This window comes from Lactobacillus bombicola (assembly GCF_900112665.1).
GTDB classification, from domain to species: Bacteria; Bacillota; Bacilli; order Lactobacillales; family Lactobacillaceae; genus Lactobacillus; species Lactobacillus bombicola.
This window is the reverse complement of the sequence record NZ_FOMN01000003.1, coordinates 110,418-129,322: the sequence shown is the minus strand read 5'-3', so window position 1 is coordinate 129,322 and position 18,905 is coordinate 110,418. Positions and strand designations below refer to the sequence as shown.

At 34.3% G+C, this 18,905-nt stretch carries 19 protein-coding genes and 1 other annotated feature; of the genes, 16 read left to right on the top strand and 3 right to left on the bottom strand.

Annotated features, from left to right (window positions below; genetic code table 11):
* Positions 1 to 53 precede the first annotated feature (53 nt).
* Positions 54 to 767, top strand: coding sequence for a response regulator transcription factor (locus tag BM203_RS03760; protein ID WP_090092872.1), 714 nt, complete (start codon positions 54 to 56; stop codon positions 765 to 767).
* On the top strand, positions 745 to 2,310 hold the full coding sequence (locus tag BM203_RS03755; protein ID WP_090092871.1) for a HAMP domain-containing sensor histidine kinase: 1,566 nt from the start codon (positions 745 to 747) through the stop codon (positions 2,308 to 2,310). Before BM203_RS03760 ends, BM203_RS03755 begins: the two co-directional genes overlap by 23 nt.
* A 129-nt stretch (positions 2,311 to 2,439) precedes the next feature.
* Here BM203_RS03755 and yidC read toward each other — a convergent pair whose 3' ends face one another.
* Both yidC and BM203_RS03745 read right to left on the bottom strand, forming a co-directional pair.
* Positions 2,440 to 3,414 (bottom strand): membrane protein insertase YidC, encoded by a 975-nt coding sequence (gene yidC / locus BM203_RS03750; protein ID WP_090092960.1) that lies wholly within the window; start codon positions 3,412 to 3,414, stop codon positions 2,440 to 2,442.
* Between the two features lie 33 nt (positions 3,415 to 3,447).
* Positions 3,448 to 3,771, bottom strand: coding sequence for an acylphosphatase (locus BM203_RS03745; RefSeq protein WP_090092869.1), 324 nt, complete (start codon positions 3,769 to 3,771; stop codon positions 3,448 to 3,450).
* Positions 3,772 to 3,863: 92 nt separating this feature from the next.
* On the opposite strand from BM203_RS03745, the gene BM203_RS03740 reads away from it, so the two are divergent.
* From BM203_RS03740 to greA, 5 genes are all read left to right on the top strand, one after another.
* Positions 3,864 to 4,631, top strand: a complete 768-nt coding sequence (locus BM203_RS03740) for a TrmH family RNA methyltransferase (RefSeq protein ID WP_090092868.1) — start codon at positions 3,864 to 3,866, stop codon at positions 4,629 to 4,631.
* Positions 4,632 to 4,703: 72 nt separating this feature from the next.
* Positions 4,704 to 5,054, top strand: a complete 351-nt coding sequence (locus BM203_RS03735) for a winged helix-turn-helix transcriptional regulator (protein WP_090092867.1) — start codon at positions 4,704 to 4,706, stop codon at positions 5,052 to 5,054.
* Positions 5,055 to 5,109: 55 nt separating this feature from the next.
* Positions 5,110 to 5,308: a binding site (T-box leader), on the top strand.
* Positions 5,309 to 5,342: 34 nt separating this feature from the next.
* Positions 5,343 to 6,392 carry a phenylalanine--tRNA ligase subunit alpha gene (gene pheS / locus BM203_RS03730; protein ID WP_090092865.1) on the top strand — a complete coding sequence of 350 codons (1,050 nt, stop codon included), beginning with the start codon at positions 5,343 to 5,345 and terminating at the stop codon, positions 6,390 to 6,392.
* Positions 6,392 to 8,809 (top strand): phenylalanine--tRNA ligase subunit beta, encoded by a 2,418-nt coding sequence (gene pheT / locus BM203_RS03725; RefSeq protein WP_090092864.1) that lies wholly within the window; start codon positions 6,392 to 6,394, stop codon positions 8,807 to 8,809. Before pheS ends, pheT begins: the two co-directional genes overlap by 1 nt.
* Positions 8,810 to 8,887: 78 nt before the next feature.
* Entirely contained in the window at positions 8,888 to 9,364 is a 477-nt protein-coding gene (greA, locus tag BM203_RS03720; RefSeq protein ID WP_090092860.1) for a transcription elongation factor GreA, read from the top strand.
* An 83-nt stretch (positions 9,365 to 9,447) separates the two neighbouring features.
* On the opposite strand, the gene BM203_RS03715 is transcribed toward greA, so the two are convergent.
* Positions 9,448 to 10,362, bottom strand: coding sequence for an N-acetylglucosamine kinase (locus BM203_RS03715; RefSeq protein WP_090092859.1), 915 nt, complete (start codon positions 10,360 to 10,362; stop codon positions 9,448 to 9,450).
* A gap of 310 nt (positions 10,363 to 10,672) precedes the next feature.
* Between BM203_RS03715 and BM203_RS03710 the strand changes: the two genes are divergently transcribed.
* The 9 genes from BM203_RS03710 to glnA all read left to right on the top strand — a co-directional run bounded on the left by BM203_RS03710 (position 10,673) and on the right by glnA (position 18,665).
* Positions 10,673 to 12,700, top strand: coding sequence for a peptidoglycan D,D-transpeptidase FtsI family protein (locus BM203_RS03710; RefSeq protein ID WP_090092958.1), 2,028 nt, complete (start codon positions 10,673 to 10,675; stop codon positions 12,698 to 12,700).
* 80 nt (positions 12,701 to 12,780) lie between these two features.
* The gene (gene rpmG, locus BM203_RS03705) at positions 12,781 to 12,930 is read left to right on the top strand and encodes a 50S ribosomal protein L33 (RefSeq protein ID WP_090092858.1); all 150 of its coding nucleotides are present in this window, start codon (positions 12,781 to 12,783) and stop codon (positions 12,928 to 12,930) included.
* A gap of 53 nt (positions 12,931 to 12,983) precedes the next feature.
* The gene (locus tag BM203_RS03700) at positions 12,984 to 13,547 is read left to right on the top strand and encodes a 5-formyltetrahydrofolate cyclo-ligase (RefSeq protein WP_090092857.1); all 564 of its coding nucleotides are present in this window, start codon (positions 12,984 to 12,986) and stop codon (positions 13,545 to 13,547) included.
* 18 nt (positions 13,548 to 13,565) lie between these two features.
* A complete protein-coding gene (locus BM203_RS03695) occupies positions 13,566 to 14,246 on the top strand; it encodes a rhomboid family intramembrane serine protease (protein ID WP_090092856.1) in 681 nt (226 codons plus the stop codon).
* The gene (locus BM203_RS03690) at positions 14,246 to 14,464 is read left to right on the top strand and encodes a YqgQ family protein (RefSeq protein ID WP_090092855.1); all 219 of its coding nucleotides are present in this window, start codon (positions 14,246 to 14,248) and stop codon (positions 14,462 to 14,464) included. Before BM203_RS03695 ends, BM203_RS03690 begins: the two co-directional genes overlap by 1 nt.
* Positions 14,465 to 14,513: 49 nt before the next feature.
* Positions 14,514 to 14,918, top strand: a complete 405-nt coding sequence (locus BM203_RS03685; protein ID WP_090092854.1) for a rhodanese-like domain-containing protein — start codon at positions 14,514 to 14,516, stop codon at positions 14,916 to 14,918.
* A gap of 65 nt (positions 14,919 to 14,983) precedes the next feature.
* Positions 14,984 to 15,904, top strand: coding sequence for a tRNA (adenosine(37)-N6)-dimethylallyltransferase MiaA (gene miaA, locus BM203_RS03680; RefSeq protein WP_090092853.1), 921 nt, complete (start codon positions 14,984 to 14,986; stop codon positions 15,902 to 15,904).
* The gene (locus tag BM203_RS03675) at positions 15,897 to 17,141 is read left to right on the top strand and encodes a methionine gamma-lyase family protein (protein ID WP_090092852.1); all 1,245 of its coding nucleotides are present in this window, start codon (positions 15,897 to 15,899) and stop codon (positions 17,139 to 17,141) included. The genes miaA and BM203_RS03675 overlap by 8 nt, the downstream gene beginning before the upstream one ends.
* 186 nt (positions 17,142 to 17,327) lie before the next feature.
* On the top strand, positions 17,328 to 18,665 hold the full coding sequence (gene glnA / locus BM203_RS03670; RefSeq protein WP_090092851.1) for a type I glutamate--ammonia ligase: 1,338 nt from the start codon (positions 17,328 to 17,330) through the stop codon (positions 18,663 to 18,665).
* The last annotated feature ends 240 nt before the right edge of the window (positions 18,666 to 18,905 follow it).

Sequence of the window (18,905 nt, the reverse complement as noted above, 5' to 3'; positions counted from 1 at the left end):
TAATTAGGTTATAATGCTGGTTTGTATTTAATAATTATGAAAAGGAAGAAAAAATGGCAAGAATTTTAATTGTTGAAGATGAAAAGAACTTAGCACGTTTTGTTGAGTTAGAACTTAAACATGAAAATTACGATACAGTGGTTGAAAGTAATGGTCGTAAAAGCTTAGAGCTTGCATTAAAAGAAGATTTTGATGCAATTTTGTTAGACTTAATGTTGCCTGATTTAAATGGTTTGGAAATTGCGCGTCGCGTTCGTCAAGCTAAGAGCACACCTATTATTATGATGACTGCTAGAGATTCAGTGATTGATCGCGTATCAGGTCTAGATCATGGCGCGGATGACTATATTGTTAAGCCCTTTGCAATTGAAGAACTTTTGGCTCGTTTGCGCGCAGTTTTGCGTCGGGTTAAAATCGAAAAAGAAGCATCGGATGGTACAATTGAAAAGAAAGTCATTAAGTTTAAGGATATGACTATTGAAACTGCAAATCGAATCGTTCGTCGTGGTGATGGTAAAGCTGTTGATTTGACTAAGCGTGAATACAATCTTTTGATGACCTTAATCAAAAATAAGAATAACGTAGTTAGTCGTGATCAATTGCTATCAAAAATTTGGGGACCCGGTTCAAATATTGAAACCAATGTTGTTGAAGTCTATGTGCGCTATTTACGTAATAAGATTGATGTTCCTGGACAACAATCATATATTAAGACCGTTCGCGGTACCGGATATATGGTAAGAGATGAGGACGATGAAAAAAAATAATCAAAAAAATATAAAAGAGGCCAAACACTCGTCCTTAATCGTCCATTGGGTAAGTGTCGTTGCATTAACGATTATGGTCTCTTTTATTGTATTTTCAGTAATTATTTATTCTATCGTTGACCAGCAATCAATGACGCAACAAAGAGAAACGTCTGAAGAAATGATGATCAAGCTAAATGAAAATCTTGCACGTATCCCACATGAATTGCAGATTGCTAATGTTGTACCATCATTAACCCCATCTATCCGTAATATTTTACAAGGAAATCCTGCAATTAGTGATAATGATCATAGTACAAATGCATTTAATGATGACCTTTTGTCATCTTTAACTAATCCAGATTTAAATGTAGTGGTCTATAATTTGGAAAAAGAAGACGTTTTTGATAATGGTAGCAATATTCCTAAATTTAAAAATTTCCAAGGTGACTACCTAATGGAAAAAGTCTATCAAAATCACCATCGACAGTTAGTAACCTATCAAAAAGTTAGATCGATTCAAACAGGTAAAATTACGGGCTATATTGTTGTAGCAAACAAAATGACGTATTATAACGGATTAATGCAGAAACTTCTTAAATGGATGGTACGTATTTCGGTTATAGCAATTATTTTATTTATAATTATTTCTCTGATAATTGTGTTAGGCATTGTTAAGCCCGTTAAAGAGATGTCTAAAGTTGCTAGAGAAGTTAATGATGATCCTAATAGTACTGTTAGAATCAAAGATTTTCATCGTCACGATGAATTACAAGAATTAGCCGTCTCCTTTAATCAAATGTTAGATCGCATGCAAAGATATATTGACCAACAAAAAGAATTTGTTGGTGATGTTTCACATGAATTGCGTACACCAGTTGCAGTTATCGAAGGACATTTAAATATGCTAGAGCGCTGGGGTAAAGATGATCCTGAAATCTTAGCTGAATCAATTAATGCTTCCTTGCAAGAAGCGAAAAGAATGCAACACTTGATTCAAGAAATGCTTGATTTAACACGAGCTGAACAAATTAATGTGCAATATCCTAATGCAGTTTCTCGTGTAGCAGATGTTTTGCGTCGTGTGACCGGAAATATGGCAATGGTTCATACTGACTTTACAATTAGCCTTGATATGGACGATTTACCGCTCGAGACGGAAATTCAAATATATCAGGGTCACTTAGAACAATTGCTTGTTGTGCTGATTGATAATGGCATTAAATATTCTACTGACCGTAAGGAATTAAATATTTCAGCTGGGCTAGATCAAAATGAAGTCCATATTATTGTTCAAGATTATGGGGAAGGAATTTCAAAGTCTGAGCAAAGTAAAATCTTTAATCGCTTTTATCGCGTAGATAAGGCTAGAACAAGAGAAAAAGGTGGCAATGGTCTAGGGCTTTCAATTGCTCAAAAACTGGTAACTAGCTATCATGGTACGATTAGCGTTGAATCTGTTGAAGGACAGGGAAGTCAATTTATTATGATTTTTCCTGTATTGAGTAAGGCCCAAGCTCAAAAATTACGGCAACGTGAACAAAGTAAGCAAAAAAATAAGTAAATTAAAAACTTTGGTAGCAGTTTTCGATTATTAGATAAAGCGAAATTTCCATGCTTATGATTACTTACTGTTAAAATTTATATTATAAAAAATGCATGATTTCATTATTAAATAAAATCATGCATTTTTTTAGTCTTTATAATGCTTTTGCTGCTTACCTTTATTGCGGTTACGTAAATTTTGATGTAACTGATTCGTTTGCTCATTTGTCTGTGAACTAGTGGTTGGAGAACTTAGCAACTTAGCAATTTTATCCTTAGTAACAATCTCTTTTAGTGGTTCGTTTTGTAATTCAGTATCAACTTCTTGTTTAACTTTTGGCATAATAATAAAAGTTACAATTATTTGTTGAATAACTGAGAAAAAGTTGCCGGCAGCCCAATATAAAGCAACAGAACCAGATACAGAAAGTGAAATAAACAAAGTCATCAATGGGTTCATTAGAATCATATATTGCATTTGCTTTTTTTGCTCTGGCGTAATACCGATTAATGAGAGGTATCCTTGTAGGAATGCAAAAATAGTAGCCATAATTGTTACTAATAGTGAGCGCTCACTTAAGGAAATACCAAAGAAAGTTGAATGAGCTAATGTGCTAGAATACATAACTGCTTGATAAATTCCAATCATAATTGGAAACTGAATAAGCAGCGGTAGACAACCCATTCCGCCAGTTAAGGAGAGATTGTTTTTCGAATACAATTCTCTTTGCCAGCCTGCTAGAGTCATCTGTTGTTCTTGGGTCAAATCCTTGCGTTTCATCGCTTCTTGAATTAATTTCATTTGTGGTTGGACCCGAGTCATTTTTTCTTGTTGCGTAGTAGCTTTCTTTTGTTGGTTAAGCATTAATGGCAATAACACCATTCTGACTATAAAAGTCATTAAAATAATAGCCCAACCAGCTCCATTAGCACCACCAATCAGCGTAGAACAACGTAGCATAATATTTTGCAAAGGCTGACCAATTAAGTTGAAAATCCAGCCATAGAATCCACCTTGAGGTGGTAGAGTAGATGATTTTGTAGTCTGCGAACATGCAGTGACAATTAACATGACTGCCAAGCAAAGGACAATCAAACTGATATATTTACGATATTTTTTCATTAAATTCACCATAGTATTTTTTTTAGTCAATATCTAATATAATACATGAAAATCATTCATTTTGGCTATATTTATCATTTTTTCTTTTTTAATTTTTGTAATATGTGCAAATTGGGAAATATTTTGCGGAAGTGCAAAACAAAATTGATTGACTTCGTCAAGAGTTGTTTGCAAAATGATGGTTACAGTTTGATCACTATTATTACATACTGTACCATTAATTTTCATTTTTTGGGCTAAATTTAAAACGCTCCAACGAAAGCCTACGCCTTGAACGATACCTGAGACTGTTAGGCACCAAGTTTCAGTTGGCGAACTACTTGATTTAGCTGGTTGCTGTTTTTTAAATAATCGCATGATTTTTCCTTTCTGTAGCTACTATTTTGATTTTAACATTTAATCCATTAAATCCTGGGTTATAATAAAATTTGAAAGAAGATGTTTAACCAATGCAACAAATAAGTTCAGTAAACAATAAGCTAATTAAAGATTTAGTAAAATTAAAGCAAAAAAAATATCGTGAAGAAACTGGTCTATATATAGTTGAAGGATTTCATTTAGTTGAAGAAGCTTTCAAAGCTTGTAAAGGATATATTTATTTATTAGGTACAGAAGAGACTATAGTTCAAGTAGAGCAAAAATACCAACTTGATTATACATCTTCTAAACATATTATTATTAATTCAGCAATTGCTCGTCACTTATCAAGTACAAAAAATTCGCAAGAAATTTTTATGGTATTAAAAATTTCTCAACCCAAAGTTTATTCATTTAATTATGGAAAGTGGATTTTATTAGATCATTTGTCTGATCCAGGGAATGTGGGCACTATCATCAGAACAGCTGATGCTGCTGGCTTTGATGGTGTTATTTTGTCACCAGAAAGTGTAGATCTTTATAATCCCAAAACGCAACGAGCAATGCAAGGTAGCCAATTTCATATTAAACTAATTGTCCAAGATTTGTTAACGGCAATTGAAATATTTAAAAATAATTCAATCCCAATATATTCCAGTGTATTAGATTCTTCAGCTAAGCAGTTACAAGAGTTTAATTCCGTCTTGCAATTAGGGTTGGTAATTGGTAATGAGGCGCATGGTGTTAGTTCTGCCGTTGCGCAAATTAGTGACCAAAAATTATATATTCCAATTAAAGGAAAGGCAGAGTCATTAAATGCAGCAGTTGCTGCTGGTATTATGATTTATTATTTTGCTTAGTAATTCACTTGTTTTTAGTAAGTGGTTTTTTTATAATAAGTCAGATATTACTTTGATGTGAGAGGAAGTACCATGGCTCAGAGTGTTAAAAATAAAATTAAAGTGGGTTGTAAAGCTATTGATTATGAACAGTGTCAACATTTTATTAATGCATTTAATATCATTGGTAAAAAATGGAATGGCCTAATTATTAGTTCTTTATGTGATGGCGAGTATATGCGTTTTAAAGATTTAGCTAGCTGTGTAGAAGCATGTTCTGATCGTGTATTAGTTGAACGTCTTAAAGAATTAGAAAGAGAAAACATAATCAAAAGATTGGTTGATGAAAAAACAAAAATAATTTCTTATAGTTTAACCAAAAAGGGTGAAGAACTCAGACCTGTTTTCGATCAAATTCATGGTTGGGCCGATAAATGGGAGTAAAATAATCTAACTACTTGAAAGTTATTTCAAAAAGCATTATTCTATTATGTAATTACGCAATGTAAGACTAGTAACAGAAATTATTTATTTAGAGAGACTTTTTATTAAGCTGGGAGAAAAGTTTAAATGATTCTGTGAATTTCATCTTACTAGTAGAATCTAATCAATTCCGGTATTCACCGTTATCGAAAACTTAAGTGTAAGTTCTTATTTGGGCTTAAACTAGGGTGGTACCGCGAAGCTTCGTCCCTTTTTGGGGCGAAGCTTTTTTATTTGAAAGGGAAAATTATGGACTTATTTGACAGGCTGAATCAGCTGTGTGAGCAAGGATTAACTGAAATCAAACAAGCAAAAAATGAAGCAGCGCTAAACCAGGTACGGATTAAGTTAGTGGGTCGCAAGAGTGAACTGACTGAAATTTTGCATTCAATGAAGAATGTTGAACCAAAAAATCGGCGTGAAATTGGACAAAAAGTAAATGAATTACGTGATTTATTTAATGAAAAATTGGATGAAGCAAAAGCTAAAATTCTTAAGACTATCGAAAAAGAACAGCTTGAGCAAGAAAAAATCGATGTAACTTTACCAGGCCGAAAGTCTCATCTGGGCGTAAAGCATCCAATTAATATTATTTTAGATGATTTAGAGAAATATTTTATCGGTATGGGTTATGAAGTTGTTCAAGGACCAGAAGTTGAAACAGATCATTATTGCTTTGAAATGATGAACTTGCCTAAGGATCATCCAGCTCGTGATATGCAAGATACTTTTTATATTGATGCCGAAGATCTATTACGTTCACAGACTTCGGGTGATCAAGCGCGAGTTTTAGAAAAATTTGATTTTACTAAGGGACCATTAAAGATGGTTGGCCCCGGTAAGGTATATCGCCGTGATGATGATGATGCAACTCACTCTCATCAATTTATGCAAATGGAAGGTCTAGTAGTAGATAAAAATATTACCATGGGTGATTTAAAAGGAACCTTAGAAATGATGACCAGACATGTCTTTGGTCAAGATCGTAAAACAAGGCTACGTCCAAGTTATTTCCCATTTACTGAGCCTTCGGTTGAGATGGATGTTTCTTGCTTTAATTGTGATGGTAAGGGATGTTCAATTTGCAAATATACTGGTTGGATTGAAGTTCTAGGAGCTGGTATGGTGCATCCTAATGTCTTAGAAAATGCTGGCGTTGATTCAAATACTTATGGTGGATTTGCTTTTGGTGTGGGGCTTGATCGATTTGCTATTCTTAAATATGGTATTGATGATATTCGCGACTTTTATACTAATGATGTTCGGTTCTTAGAACAATTTAGCAAGGAGGAAAGATAGTGTTAGTTTCTTATAGATGGCTCCAAGATTTTCTAAAGTTAGACCAAGATCCTGAAAAATTAGCAGAAAAAATTACGCGAACTGGCGTGGAAGTTGCAGAGGTAAAGCATCCACAAGCTGGTTTGAAAAAAATTGTTGTAGGTCATATTATTGATTGTACGCCAATTGAAGGTACCCATTTAAATATTACACATGTTGATGTTGGTGGGGATGAACCACATCAAATAGTTTGTGGTGCCCCTAATGTAGCAGCTGGTCAAGATGTTATTGTAGCCTTACCCGGTGCCAGAATTATTGACAATACTAAAATAAAAAAGGGAAAACTGCGTGGATATGAATCCAATGGTATGATTTGTAGTTTACAAGAAATTGGATTTTCAGATAGTGTAGTTCCTGAAAAATATGCTGCTGGTATTTATGTTTTTCCTAAAGATACTGACATTAAACCGGGTCAAACAGTATTTGAACCGTTAGGAATGGATGATTATATTTTTGATTTTGATATTACTCCTAATCGTGCTGATACCCTGTCAATGGAAGGCTCTGCTTATGAGGTCGGGGCAATTGTTGATGAACCCGTTAAAGTAGAAAATGTAACCATCAAAGCTGATGGGGAGGCATGGACAGACAATTTTGATGTTTTAGTTGATTCTGATTTAACCTCTAAATTTTATTTACGAAAAATCACTAATGTTAAAATAGCTGCTAGCCCGCTATGGATGCAAAGACGCTTATGGAATGCTGGAATTAGACCAATCAACAATGTAGTTGATGTAACAAACTATGTCATGCTTTTAACTGGACAACCACTACATGCCTACGATGCTAGAGCTTTTACAAATAATAAATTAGTTGTGCGCAAAGCTAATGAAGGGGAACAATTAACTTTACTTAACAATAAAGAGGTTAGCCTTGATCCTGAAGATATCGTAATTACTAATGGCGACCAAGTGGTAATGATGGCTGGTGTTATGGGCGGTTTAAACTCAGAAATAGAAGTTGATACTACTGATGTGATTTTAGAAGCTGCTATTTTTGATTCTACTTTAATTAGGAAATCTGCTTTACGCCATGCCAATCGAACTGAAGCGTCAAGTCGCTATGAAAAGGGAATAAATCGTGAAGCAACTCAACGAGCTTTGGAAATGGCCGCACTACTACTACGTAATAATGCCAGTGGAACTATTAATGAAGGAACTATCTGTGCAATAGATAAAGCTCAACAACCAACAATAATTAAGACTACAGTTTCATACATTAACAAGACTTTAGGTACAAAAATAGCTGCAAAAGAAATGTTACACCTATTTGAAAGGCTAAATTTTGAAACTACACTTGCAAAGGATGATTTAACTGTACATGTTCCAGCTAGACGATGGGATATTACAATTCCCGCTGATTTAGTTGAGGAAATTGGTCGCTTATACGGTTATGACAATATCGAATCAACCCAACCGGTCTTAGCGGAAACTCATGGTGGTTATTCTAAAAAAGAAGAGACTATTAGACGAATAAAGAATTTTGTTCAAGGCCAAGGTTTGATGGAAGCTATTTCATATTCTTTGACTTCACCACAGAAAGCAACTGCTTATACTAAAGAAGCCAAAAAACCAATCAAGGTGCAAATGCCACTTAATTCAAGTCGTTCAACTTTAAGACAAAATTTGCTTACCGGTCTAGTTGACGCTGCTAGTTACAATATGGCCCGTAAACAAAATCAGTTGGCTTTATATGAGCAAGGACGTGTTTACGATTTTGAAGATAATATCTATAACGAGCATGAACACCTTGCTGCGCTATATTCTGGTAAAATTTATTTTGAAAACTGGCAGCATGATGATGAAAAAATTGATTTTTACTATGTCAAAGGACAATTAACCAATTTATTAGCAGCTATTGGGATTAACTTAAGTGAAGTAGAATATCGGGCAGAAACTGTAACTGATATGCATCCTACCCGTACAGCTGGAATCTATATTAAAAAGCAAAATGTCGGTTTAATTGGCATGATTAGCCATTCAGTTACGCGAGCTAATAAGGCAATGAATGGTAGTGAGATTTATGGTTATGAATTAAATCTTGATAAAATTGTTGATTTGATTTGCAAGCCAAAGACAATTGCCCAAGCTGCACCAAAATTCCCGGCAGTTGAGCGGGATTTATCTATTTTGGTTGATAAAGCTGTAACGAACCAAGCCATTGAAGATATTATCAATCAAAATGGTGGTAAATATTTAATTAAATTACAGGTTATTGATATCTATCAAGGGCCGCATATTGACCAAAGCAAAAAGAGTCTAGCTTATCGGCTAACTTTCCTAAATAATAGGGATACCTTAACTGATGAAGTTGTCACTAAGTCAATGGATTCAGTTGTACAGCATTTAAAAGAAAGCTTAAAAGTAGAAATTCGTTAAAGGTTGACTTTAAGTTAGGAAATCAATATTATAAACCAGTGCGAAAAAAGATTTTAACTTTAAGGAGTAGAAAATTTTATGCCTGAGAAATCATATCCGATGACTGCTGAAGGAAAAGAAAAGCTTGAAGCAGAATTGAAAAATTTAAAAGTAGTTAAGCGTCCGGAAGTAATTGAGCGTATTAAAGTTGCTCGTTCTTATGGTGATTTATCTGAAAATTCAGAATATGATGCAGCAAAAGACGAGCAAAGTCATCTGGAGGACCGAATTAATGTGGTCGAAGAAATGTTAAAATACGCGCAAGTGGTTGATGCGACCTCGATTGATCCTGATGAAGTTGCTGTCGGTAAGACAGTTACTTACACTGAAGTAGGAGAAACTGATTCAGAAACCTATACAATTGTTGGTAGTGATGAATCTGACCCACTAAATGGGAAGATTTCTAACGATTCACCAATTGCTCAAGCAATTTTAGGCAAAAAAAAGGGTCAAAAAGTTACAATTGCTACACCAGGTGGTAAATTTGACGCTATAATTGATAAAGTAGAAGATTAGTTTATCAATTATCTTCGGTTAATTTTAAAACTAAATAAAAAAGACTAAAATGTTAACATTTTAGTCTTTTTTATTTAAGGTAATCAATGATTAGAAAAGTAGCGATAATCTTTACTTTTATCAAATATTACTCCGCGCGCATTTTCGCCATTTGAAATAGAAAAAATTATATCGGGATATTTACTGTGAACCTTATCTTCTAAAAAATCACGTAGCATTTTATTATTGGCTAAAACTGAACCAGTCAAAGCAACTTTCATTGGTTTGGGTTCAACATAACGATCAATTCCAATAATAATATCTCGGGCAAGTAATTCTGCTTGTTCTTTAATAACAGCTATTGCATTTGTATCTCCTTCATCTGCAAGTTGTGCTACACTAACGGCCATTGCTGCAATTTCTAGGTTACTCAATTTATAAAATTTTGCAGTTGCATCAACTAAATTATCTACTTGAAAGAGTCGGTTAAACAAATCAATTAATTGGTTATTTTCGCGTTTATCCCAGCTTAGTAGAGCCTGTTTGAATGCAGAAAGAGCAATAGCATATCCAGAACCTTCATCACCTAAAATTGCGCCATAACCGCCAGTAGTAATGATATGTCCATTTTGTAATCCATTAAAAACTGAGCCTGTGCCAGCGATTACCAATCCGCCATCATCACCTTCAAGACCGTTATAAAGAGCAAGTAAAGAATCAGTTACAGCTCTAACTGGTAAATTACTAACTTTTGCTGAAATTTCACCGGCTACTTCAGTTGCCCGTCCAATTACTGATAAGCCAGCAATTCCACATAAAATTCGTTGGCAATCACCATTAATTTGGTTAATTAATTGGTTAATTGCATTAGTTATATTTTCAATTCCTCTGGTATAATCGGTATTAATTTGTCCAGGACCTGATTCTATTCGTTTTAGTTCAGCTCCTTTTTCATCGTATGCAATAGCAGTTGTATGTGTGCCACCAGCATCAACCCCAATTTGGTATTTAAGTATCATCTTAATCTTCCTTTATTTAAAATTTTAATCTTTCATCTATTAATTTTATTACAAAAACTATAATTAAAGAAGTTTTTTTGAAAACGTTTCATTCATAAAAATGACTTAATTTTGAATAAAAGTAACAACTTATAATAGTTAAAACTTGTTTATTTGTTAAAATATTAGCAAAGATAGAGGGAAGAGATAGAATTATAGCTTTTTTTTTGATAGAATTACGCTAGTTTAGTGAGGTTTTAATTAAGTGAAATTTTCTAAAAAAAATCGAGAAACTACAAACTCAAAAAAGCAGTCTTCAACACCAATTAGAATGAAGCTAATTTTAGGAATTATTTTTATTCTTTTTGCTACTTTGGTTGGACAACTAGCATATTTGCAGATAGGTTATGGCTCGCGCTTTAAGGCAGAAGTTCAAAAATCTAATTCCGCGGTAGTTTCTAGTCAAGTCCCAAGAGGTGTCATGTATGATAATAAAGGACGTGTCTTGGTTGGTAACAAGGCTAAAAATGCAATTACTTATACTAAAAGTGTCTCTACAACGGCTGATGATATATATAAAATTTCTAATTTACTTAGCCAGTACTTACAAATAAAGGATGAAAAGCCCACTAGTCAGCAGGTTGTTGATTACTATTTAGCTAATAAAAAAAATAGTACCCAAGAGGCGGCTAAAGTACCTAAATCTATTCGTGAAACACAAGATGATAATCTTATTAACGCACGAATCAAAAGTCAAGTACTAAAAGAACATATTAAGCTAACTGAACGGCAAAAAACCGCGGCAATAATTTTCAATAAAATTTCTGGCGCCTATACCTTATCAACAATTTATATCAAAAATAATGATTTAACCGATAAGGAAATAGCTGAAATAGGTGAGCATCTTTCAGAATTGCCTGGGGTTGGAATTGGTACTGATTGGCAGAGATCTTATCCTAACGGCTCATCTATTAGAAGTATTATTGGTTCAGTTTCTACTGAAAAAGCTGGCTTACCTAGTGACAACTTACAATATTATTTGACTAACGGCTATTCACGCAATGATCGTGTAGGAACATCATATTTAGAAGAAGAATATGAACCACTTTTAAGGGGAACTAAGGCAACCAGTAAGATTTGGACCAAAACAGCTGGTGGAATTGAACAATCCAAATCAGTTTATTCAGGTCAAGCTGGTTCAAGTTTAATTCTTACACTAGATGCTAAGTACCAAAAAGAAGTACAAAAATCACTTGAGCAGATTTATGCCTCAGCTCTAGCTTCTGGTGCAGCACATTATTCAAATGGTGCCTATGCAGTAGCAATGAATCCTAAAACTGGTGCATTGTTAGCGATTGCTGGTATTAGTAGAGATCCCAATAAAAATAAGACGACGAACAATGCATTAGGTGTTATTAATCAGTCTTTTGTTATGGGATCAGTGGTTAAAGGAGCGATGGTTGGTGGCGGTTTAATCAATAAAGTAATTACGCCTACCAATAATACTTTACCAGATACGCCAGTTTATTTACCAGGTACGCCAATTAAAAAATCAGTATATCCAGTTGGGACATTTGGGGCACTTGATGCTGCAACAGCACTTGAAGTTTCTAGTAATATTTATATGATGCATCTGGCTATGAATTGGATTCATGCTGACTATGTGCCTAAGACCAAAATTAGTATGCCTGCAACGGCTTTTGATACTTTGCGTCATAATTTCAATATGTTTGGGTTGGGGCAAAAGACTGGTGTTGATTTACCAGGAGAAATTGCTGGTATTCAAGGCCGGTCATTTAATGAACAAGGTCAAATTTTGTCCGGTTCAGTTTTAGATTTGTCTTATGGTAATTACGATGCTTATACTCCTATCCAAATGGTGCAATATGTTTCCACCATTGCTAATGGAGGTTATCGGATGCAGCCTTACGTTGTACAGTCAATTGGGCATACGGCTAATGATGGCAAAAAGGTCTATGTCGACTATAATAAAAAGCCTAATGTTCAATTACGGATTCCTTGGACAACTGATGAGCTAAATGTTGTTCGGCAGGGAATGTGGCGGGTTGTTCATGGAACCAATTCCTGGGGAACAGCGCATAAGTTAAAAGATGTCAAGCCAGCTATTTCAGGTAAGTCGGGAACAGCTCAAACTTTTTATTTTGATCCAGAGCATCCGCGGCAAAAGAATCCACCTGAATTGGTTAATGCTACCTTTGTTGGTTATGCTCCGTCAGATAAACCTGAAATTGCCACAGCAGTTATTTTCCCTGGACTTGACCCTGATTTAGAGGGTTCCTATACCCTTCAAATGACTAAAGCAATGGTTGAAGATTATTTTAAGTTACATAAAAAATAGAAATTAATAAATAATACTGGCAAAAAGTTGTAGAAAATGCTAAACTAATTCAGGCAGAATAAATTTAGGTGGTGAAAGAAATGGCAGATAACATCATTTTGGAATGCACCGAATGTGGCGATAGAAGTTACTTATCTAAGAAAAACAAGCGTAAGCATCCGGAACGTTTAAGTTTGAAGAAGTATTGCCCAGTTGAAAGACAGGCAACTCTTCATCGTGAAACTAAGTAATAAACTAATATAGCAAGGGCCTATGCTCCTGCTATTTTTTGTATGAAATGATTATGAATAAAAAAGAACTTCGACAAAAACAAATTGAGTGTTTGAAAAATTATGCAGCTACTGCAGCAAAAGAGCTTGATGATTTAATTTTGCTTGAAAAATTAATGAATTTAAAATTATTACAGCATAGCCAAAGAATCGGTGTTACTTCGTCTTTGCCATATGAAGTCGATACATCTAACTTGATAGCTAATTTATGGGAGCAGGGTAAGGAGGTTTATTTAGCTCGGTCATACAATAATCGTGAACATACGCAAGATTTTGTCGCCTATAATTATAATAGTAAGGTGGCTAGATCAAAGTTTGGTGTTGAGGAAGTAATAGATACTAATGCTAAAGTCAATAATGAACTTGATTTGATTATTGTTCCAGGTGTCGCCTTTGCCCTTGATTCAAAGCAGAGGATTGGTTTTGGTGGTGGCTATTATGATCGTTTTTTAGCTAAACATCCCCATACGCCAACTATTGCTCTGGCTAATACGAAAATGATTTTTGCGCATATGAGTTGGCAAGCTGAAAAAACCGATATCCCGCTAAAAACTATTATTACACCACATGAAATTTAAAAATAATTAGAGGTTATAATGAATCAAAGACAGAATTTGCGTAATTGTTATATGACGGTGCTAATATTAATAGCGCTGCTGCTTGTTTATATAATTGAAGTTGCTTTAGGTGGCTCGGAAAGCACATATGTACTTGTCAAAATGGGGGCAATGAATAATTATGCGATTGTTGCTGCGGGACAGTGGTGGCGCCTATTTACTGCTCAATTTTTACATATCGGGATGATGCACCTTATTTCTAATGCTGTAATGATCTATTATTTAGGTATGTATTTGGAAGAAATTATTGGTCATTGGCGTTTTTTGATCTTATATATATTATCTGGCGTAGGTGGTAATTTATTAAGTTTAGCCTTGGGCAGTGATCAAGCAATCAGTGCAGGAGCATCTACTGCCTTATTTGGAATTTTTGGTGCCATGACTGCAATCGCCTTGCAAAATCGAGCCAATCCAATTCTTACTTATCTTGGTAGGCAGTCATTTTGGCTTGCTTTGATTAATATTGGCTTAGATTTATTTGTACCAAATATTGATATTCAGGGTCATATTGGTGGCTTTATTGCTGGCTTTTTACTTGCAATAATTATTGGTGATAAGACAATGAAGCGTTATTCCTTTAAATGGCGTGTAATTGCTAGTTGCTTATTACTTATCTATGTACTAGCAACTATTAGAACAGGTATGATTATAAAAATATAATGAAAACTCTATATGATGTACAACAACTTTTAAAAAAATATGGTGTGCTTGTTCATGTTGGTAAACGGATATGGGATATTGAGTTAATGGCACTTGAACTTGATAACATTAATCGTTCTCATTTAATTAGCCAACACGACTATCTAATAGCTAAAATGATTTTGCGTCATGAACATGAGTATGAAGAGCAAATAGAAAAGGATAAACATAGCTCTTAACTGAATTTAGGAGTATATTATTTATAAAAGTTAGAGGAGAGAATAATTTATGTCAACTCTATTGATTATTATAGACATTGTTTTAGTTGTGATTATACTTGCTTTTGTGTTTGTATGGCTGTGGAATAAAGTTCAAGCTAAGCGTCTAGGTAATGGCGACTTGTCAAACGATGAATTTAAACAAGGAATGCGAAAAGCTCAAATTGTTGATTTACGTGAAAAAGAGCCCTTCAAAAGAAAGCATATTGATGGTGCCAGAAATATTCCGTATACAATGTTAAAGTATCAATATGCTGAATTAAGGACTGATTTACCTGTGTACTTATATTCTGATTCCGTTTCGGTTACCTTGCGGGCTGCTAGGTTTTTACAAAAAAATAATTTTTCAAAAATTAAGTGGTTAAAAAATGGCTTTGATGAATGGAATGGCAGAACTAAGTCCGCTAAATACTAATTTTAAAAACATGTTTGTGACTATTCAAACGTGTTTTTTTCTATATAATATTAAGGAAAGTGAAAATGCAAAAAATATTAGCAATTGTTGGACCAACTGCTATTGGTAAAACTAGTATGGCAATCTCTTTGGCGCAAGAGCTGTCTGGTGAAATTATTTCTGGCGATTCAATGCAAGTCTATCAAGAAGTTGCAGTAGGAACAGCTAAACCAACTTATTCAGAAAGACAAGCTGTTAAACATTATTTAGTTGATACACAATCAATTTTTGCACCATATTCAGTAGTTGATTTTGTTCATGATGCTAAAAATGCCGTTCAAGAAATTACTAAAAAAAACAAATTGCCGATCCTTGTAGGGGGAACGGGCTTTTATGTTAATGCTTTTCTCAATCAAATGCAGCTTGGTGAAAAAAATAGCCAAGAAAGTGCAATCGCTGAAAAATGGAATATGTATTTAAAGCAAAATGGAGCTGCACAACTTTGGCAACAACTAGCTGCTCAAGATTTTGCAACTGCTCGTAAAATTTCACCCAATAATTCACGACGTGTGTTACGTGCCTTGACGGTAATTGAGCGAACAGGGAAAAAATTTTCGCAACAGCAAGAAGAAATTCTGCCGCGTTATAATTATTTAATAATCGGCTTAAATGCAGATCGTCAAGAAATATATCGGCGAATTAATCTGCGGGTTGACCAGATGATGGAGCAGGGTTTACTTAAAGAAGCAGAATATATTTTTCAAAATAAAGAGCAAGAATATCAAGTATTGCAGGCAATCGGGTACAAAGAATTTTTTCCTTATTTTACCGGTGAAAAAAAATTGGTAGAATGTATAGCTGATTTAAAAACCGCCTCAAGACATTATGCTAAAAGACAGTTGACCTATTTTCGCCATCAATTACCAGTTAATTGGGTAGACCCATTAAAAAACAATAATTGTACAAAAGAAATTAAACAGAAAGTAGAGGCATGGTTAAATGAATAATTGGCCCAAAGAACTACAGCATCTTGTTAGTGAAATTGATCTGCAGATTGCACCGCAATTAGCAAAGATTGATGATATTATACTCTTCAATCAGAATAAGGTATTACAAGCTTTTAAAAAGGAAGAGGTTGCTGAAGCTGACCTAATTGGCAGTACTGGTTATGGTTCTGATGATAGTGGTAGAGATAAACTTGACCGCATGTATGCAGAAATTTTTGGCACAGAAGATGCTCTAGTTCGTTCACAATTTGTTTCGGGCACGCATACCTTGGCAACAGCTATGGCAGGTAACTTGTTACCTGGGGATGAACTAACCTATATAACTGGAATGCCGTACGATACACTGCAACAGGTGATTGGCATTGCTGGCGATGGGCGTGGGAGTTTAATGTCATATGGTGTTAAATTTTCTCATGTTGATTTAAAAAACGGTGAAGTTGATTTTGCTGCATGTGAAAAATTGTTAACTGCTCATCAACCTAAAATGGTCGTAATTCAACGCTCACGTGGTTATGATACGCGCCAAAGCTTTACCGTTGAAAAAATTAGGCCGATGATTACGATGATTCGGGCAGCGAGTCCTAACAGTATTATTTTTATTGATAATTGTTATGGGGAGTTTTCCCAAAAGCATGAGCCAACTGAATATGGGGCAGATTTAATAGCTGGTTCATTGATTAAAAATGCTGGTGGCGGCTTGGCAAAGGTCGGCGGTTATATTGTGGGTAAACATGAATTAATTGAAAATGCGGCCCATCGTTTAACAGCTGGCGGAATTGGCCGCTTTGAAGGTGCAAGCCTAAATAATAATCTTGACTATTTTGAGGGTTTATTTATTGCACCAAGCGTAACTGGCAATGCCATTAAGGGTGCTATTTATACTTCAGCGATATTAGAACGAATGGGGCTTGAAGTTTCGCCTAAATGGAATGATGAGCGGACGGATTTAATTCAAGCTGTAATTTTTAATGATCAAGAAAAAATGATTAATTTTGCTAAGACTATTCAGTCAAATTCACCCATTAATTCTTTTGTTGATCCAGTTCCAAGTAATGATGCTGGCTATGAAGATAAGGTGATTATGGCCGATGGCTCATTTATTGAGGGTGCCAGCATTGAATTTTCCGGAGATGGACCAATTCGACCACCGTATGCAATTTATATGCAAGGTGGATTGACATATGCGCATGTTAAACTAGCAATTACCAATGCCGTAAATGAATTATTTTTTAATTAATAATTTTTAATCAGTAATTGAAGTAAGTCAGAAGTAAAGCTTTGATAAAATTTATCTCAAAATAGTTATACCATTTTGACTTTTATCTAATGATTTGTTAATCTATTAATCAAAGTTTAGTATAAAGGTCAAGGCCTTTTGTAAACTATACCAATTATTAGTGGTTTATATTTTTAGGGGAAAAGCATGACAAACAAAATTTCAGAAGATGATATTAGAAAAAGTGTCGCTGATAACGATGTTCGATTTTTACGATTAATGTTTACTGACATTAATGGAACGTTAAAAGCAGTTGAAGTTCCAAATAGTCAACTTGAAAAAGTTTTAGAAAATGATATTCGTTTTGATGGTTCTTCAATTGATGGCTTTGTTCGGTTAGAAGAAAGTGATATGGTTTTATATCCTGATTTTTCAACGTGGTCAGTTTTACCATGGACTGATAGTCGAGGCGGAAAGATTGGTAGCCTAATTTGCTCTGTTCATACAACCGATGGACAGCCATTTACTGGTGATCCGCGTAATAATTTGAAACGTGTCCTTAATGAAATGAAAGAGATGGGTTTTTCAGCGTTTGATATTGGCTTTGAAGCAGAATTTCATTTACTTAAACTTGATAGTAATGGAAATTGGACTACGGAAGTTCCTGATCATGCCTCTTACTTTGATTTGACTTCTAATGATGAAAGTGCCAGTTGTCGTAGAGATATTGTTGAAACGTTAGAAAGCATTGGTTTTGAAGTTGAAGCTGCCCACCATGAAGTTGGCGTGGGACAACAAGAGATTGATTTTAAATTTGACGATGCTTTAACGACTGCAGACCGTGTGCAAATGTTTAAAATGATTGTCCGTGAAATTGCTAAAAAACACGGTTTATATGCAACATTTATGGCAAAGCCACTTCAAGGTGAAGCAGGTAATGGAATGCATACTAATATGTCTTTATTTAGGGACAATAAGAATGCTTTTTATGATAATAATAATAAATTCCATTTATCAAATACAGCACTTTACTTTTTAAATGGAATTTTAGAGCATGCGCGAGCTATTACTGCTGTAGGTAATCCAACTGTTAATTCATATAAGAGATTAATTCCGGGTTATGAGGCACCTGTTTATATATCTTGGGCTTCTAAAAATCGCTCACCAATGGTAAGGGTACCTTCGGCAGAAGAAATTAATACTCGTTTAGAAATGCGTTCGGCTGATCCAACTGCTAATCCATATTTGCTTTTGGCAGCATGCTTAAGTGCGGGACTATCAGGTATTAAAGCGGAAAAAATGCCAATGGATCCTGTTGATTGCAATTTATTTGAATTAAGTCAACAACAACGAGATGAATTAGGAATTAAACCATTGCCTTCTACATTACACAATGCGCTTAAAGCGTTTAAGGACGATCAGTTGATTCAAGCTGCTTTGGGTGATCATTTAACACAAAGTTTTATTAGTTCTAAAGAATTAGAATGGTCGCAATATACACAAACTGTTTCTGATTGGGAAAGAAATCGGTATATGGGTTATTAAGCCTTTAGTGGTTATAATATTTAAAAAGCAACGAATTACAAAAGTAATTCGTTGCTTTTTATTATGTTTATCACATATAGTATACATATACCAATTAATATTTTTTAATTTTATATAAAAAATATTAATTTAAATACTAAGCATTAAATTAATAATTAAATTTAATATCAATTAATATTACTATTTATGTTATCAAATAATAATATATATATTTATTATTTGATAACATAAATATTTTAT

Coding starts and splice junctions, on each gene's coding strand:
- pheS (WP_090092865.1), top strand. CDS start 5,343: ATGGACTTATTTGACAGGCTGAATCAGCTGTGTGAGCAAGGATTAACT.
- miaA (WP_090092853.1), top strand. CDS start 14,984: ATGCAAAAAATATTAGCAATTGTTGGACCAACTGCTATTGGTAAAACT.
- BM203_RS03675 (WP_090092852.1), top strand. CDS start 15,897: ATGAATAATTGGCCCAAAGAACTACAGCATCTTGTTAGTGAAATTGAT.
- BM203_RS03715 (WP_090092859.1), bottom strand. CDS start 10,362: ATGATACTTAAATACCAAATTGGGGTTGATGCTGGTGGCACACATACA.
- BM203_RS03740 (WP_090092868.1), top strand. CDS start 3,864: ATGCAACAAATAAGTTCAGTAAACAATAAGCTAATTAAAGATTTAGTA.
- yidC (WP_090092960.1), bottom strand. CDS start 3,414: ATGAAAAAATATCGTAAATATATCAGTTTGATTGTCCTTTGCTTGGCA.
- BM203_RS03760 (WP_090092872.1), top strand. CDS start 54: ATGGCAAGAATTTTAATTGTTGAAGATGAAAAGAACTTAGCACGTTTT.
- BM203_RS03695 (WP_090092856.1), top strand. CDS start 13,566: ATGAATCAAAGACAGAATTTGCGTAATTGTTATATGACGGTGCTAATA.
- glnA (WP_090092851.1), top strand. CDS start 17,328: ATGACAAACAAAATTTCAGAAGATGATATTAGAAAAAGTGTCGCTGAT.
- BM203_RS03690 (WP_090092855.1), top strand. CDS start 14,246: ATGAAAACTCTATATGATGTACAACAACTTTTAAAAAAATATGGTGTG.
- BM203_RS03735 (WP_090092867.1), top strand. CDS start 4,704: ATGGCTCAGAGTGTTAAAAATAAAATTAAAGTGGGTTGTAAAGCTATT.
- greA (WP_090092860.1), top strand. CDS start 8,888: ATGCCTGAGAAATCATATCCGATGACTGCTGAAGGAAAAGAAAAGCTT.
- BM203_RS03700 (WP_090092857.1), top strand. CDS start 12,984: ATGAATAAAAAAGAACTTCGACAAAAACAAATTGAGTGTTTGAAAAAT.
- BM203_RS03745 (WP_090092869.1), bottom strand. CDS start 3,771: ATGCGATTATTTAAAAAACAGCAACCAGCTAAATCAAGTAGTTCGCCA.
- BM203_RS03685 (WP_090092854.1), top strand. CDS start 14,514: ATGTCAACTCTATTGATTATTATAGACATTGTTTTAGTTGTGATTATA.
- rpmG (WP_090092858.1), top strand. CDS start 12,781: ATGGCAGATAACATCATTTTGGAATGCACCGAATGTGGCGATAGAAGT.
- BM203_RS03710 (WP_090092958.1), top strand. CDS start 10,673: ATGAAGCTAATTTTAGGAATTATTTTTATTCTTTTTGCTACTTTGGTT.
- BM203_RS03755 (WP_090092871.1), top strand. CDS start 745: ATGAGGACGATGAAAAAAAATAATCAAAAAAATATAAAAGAGGCCAAA.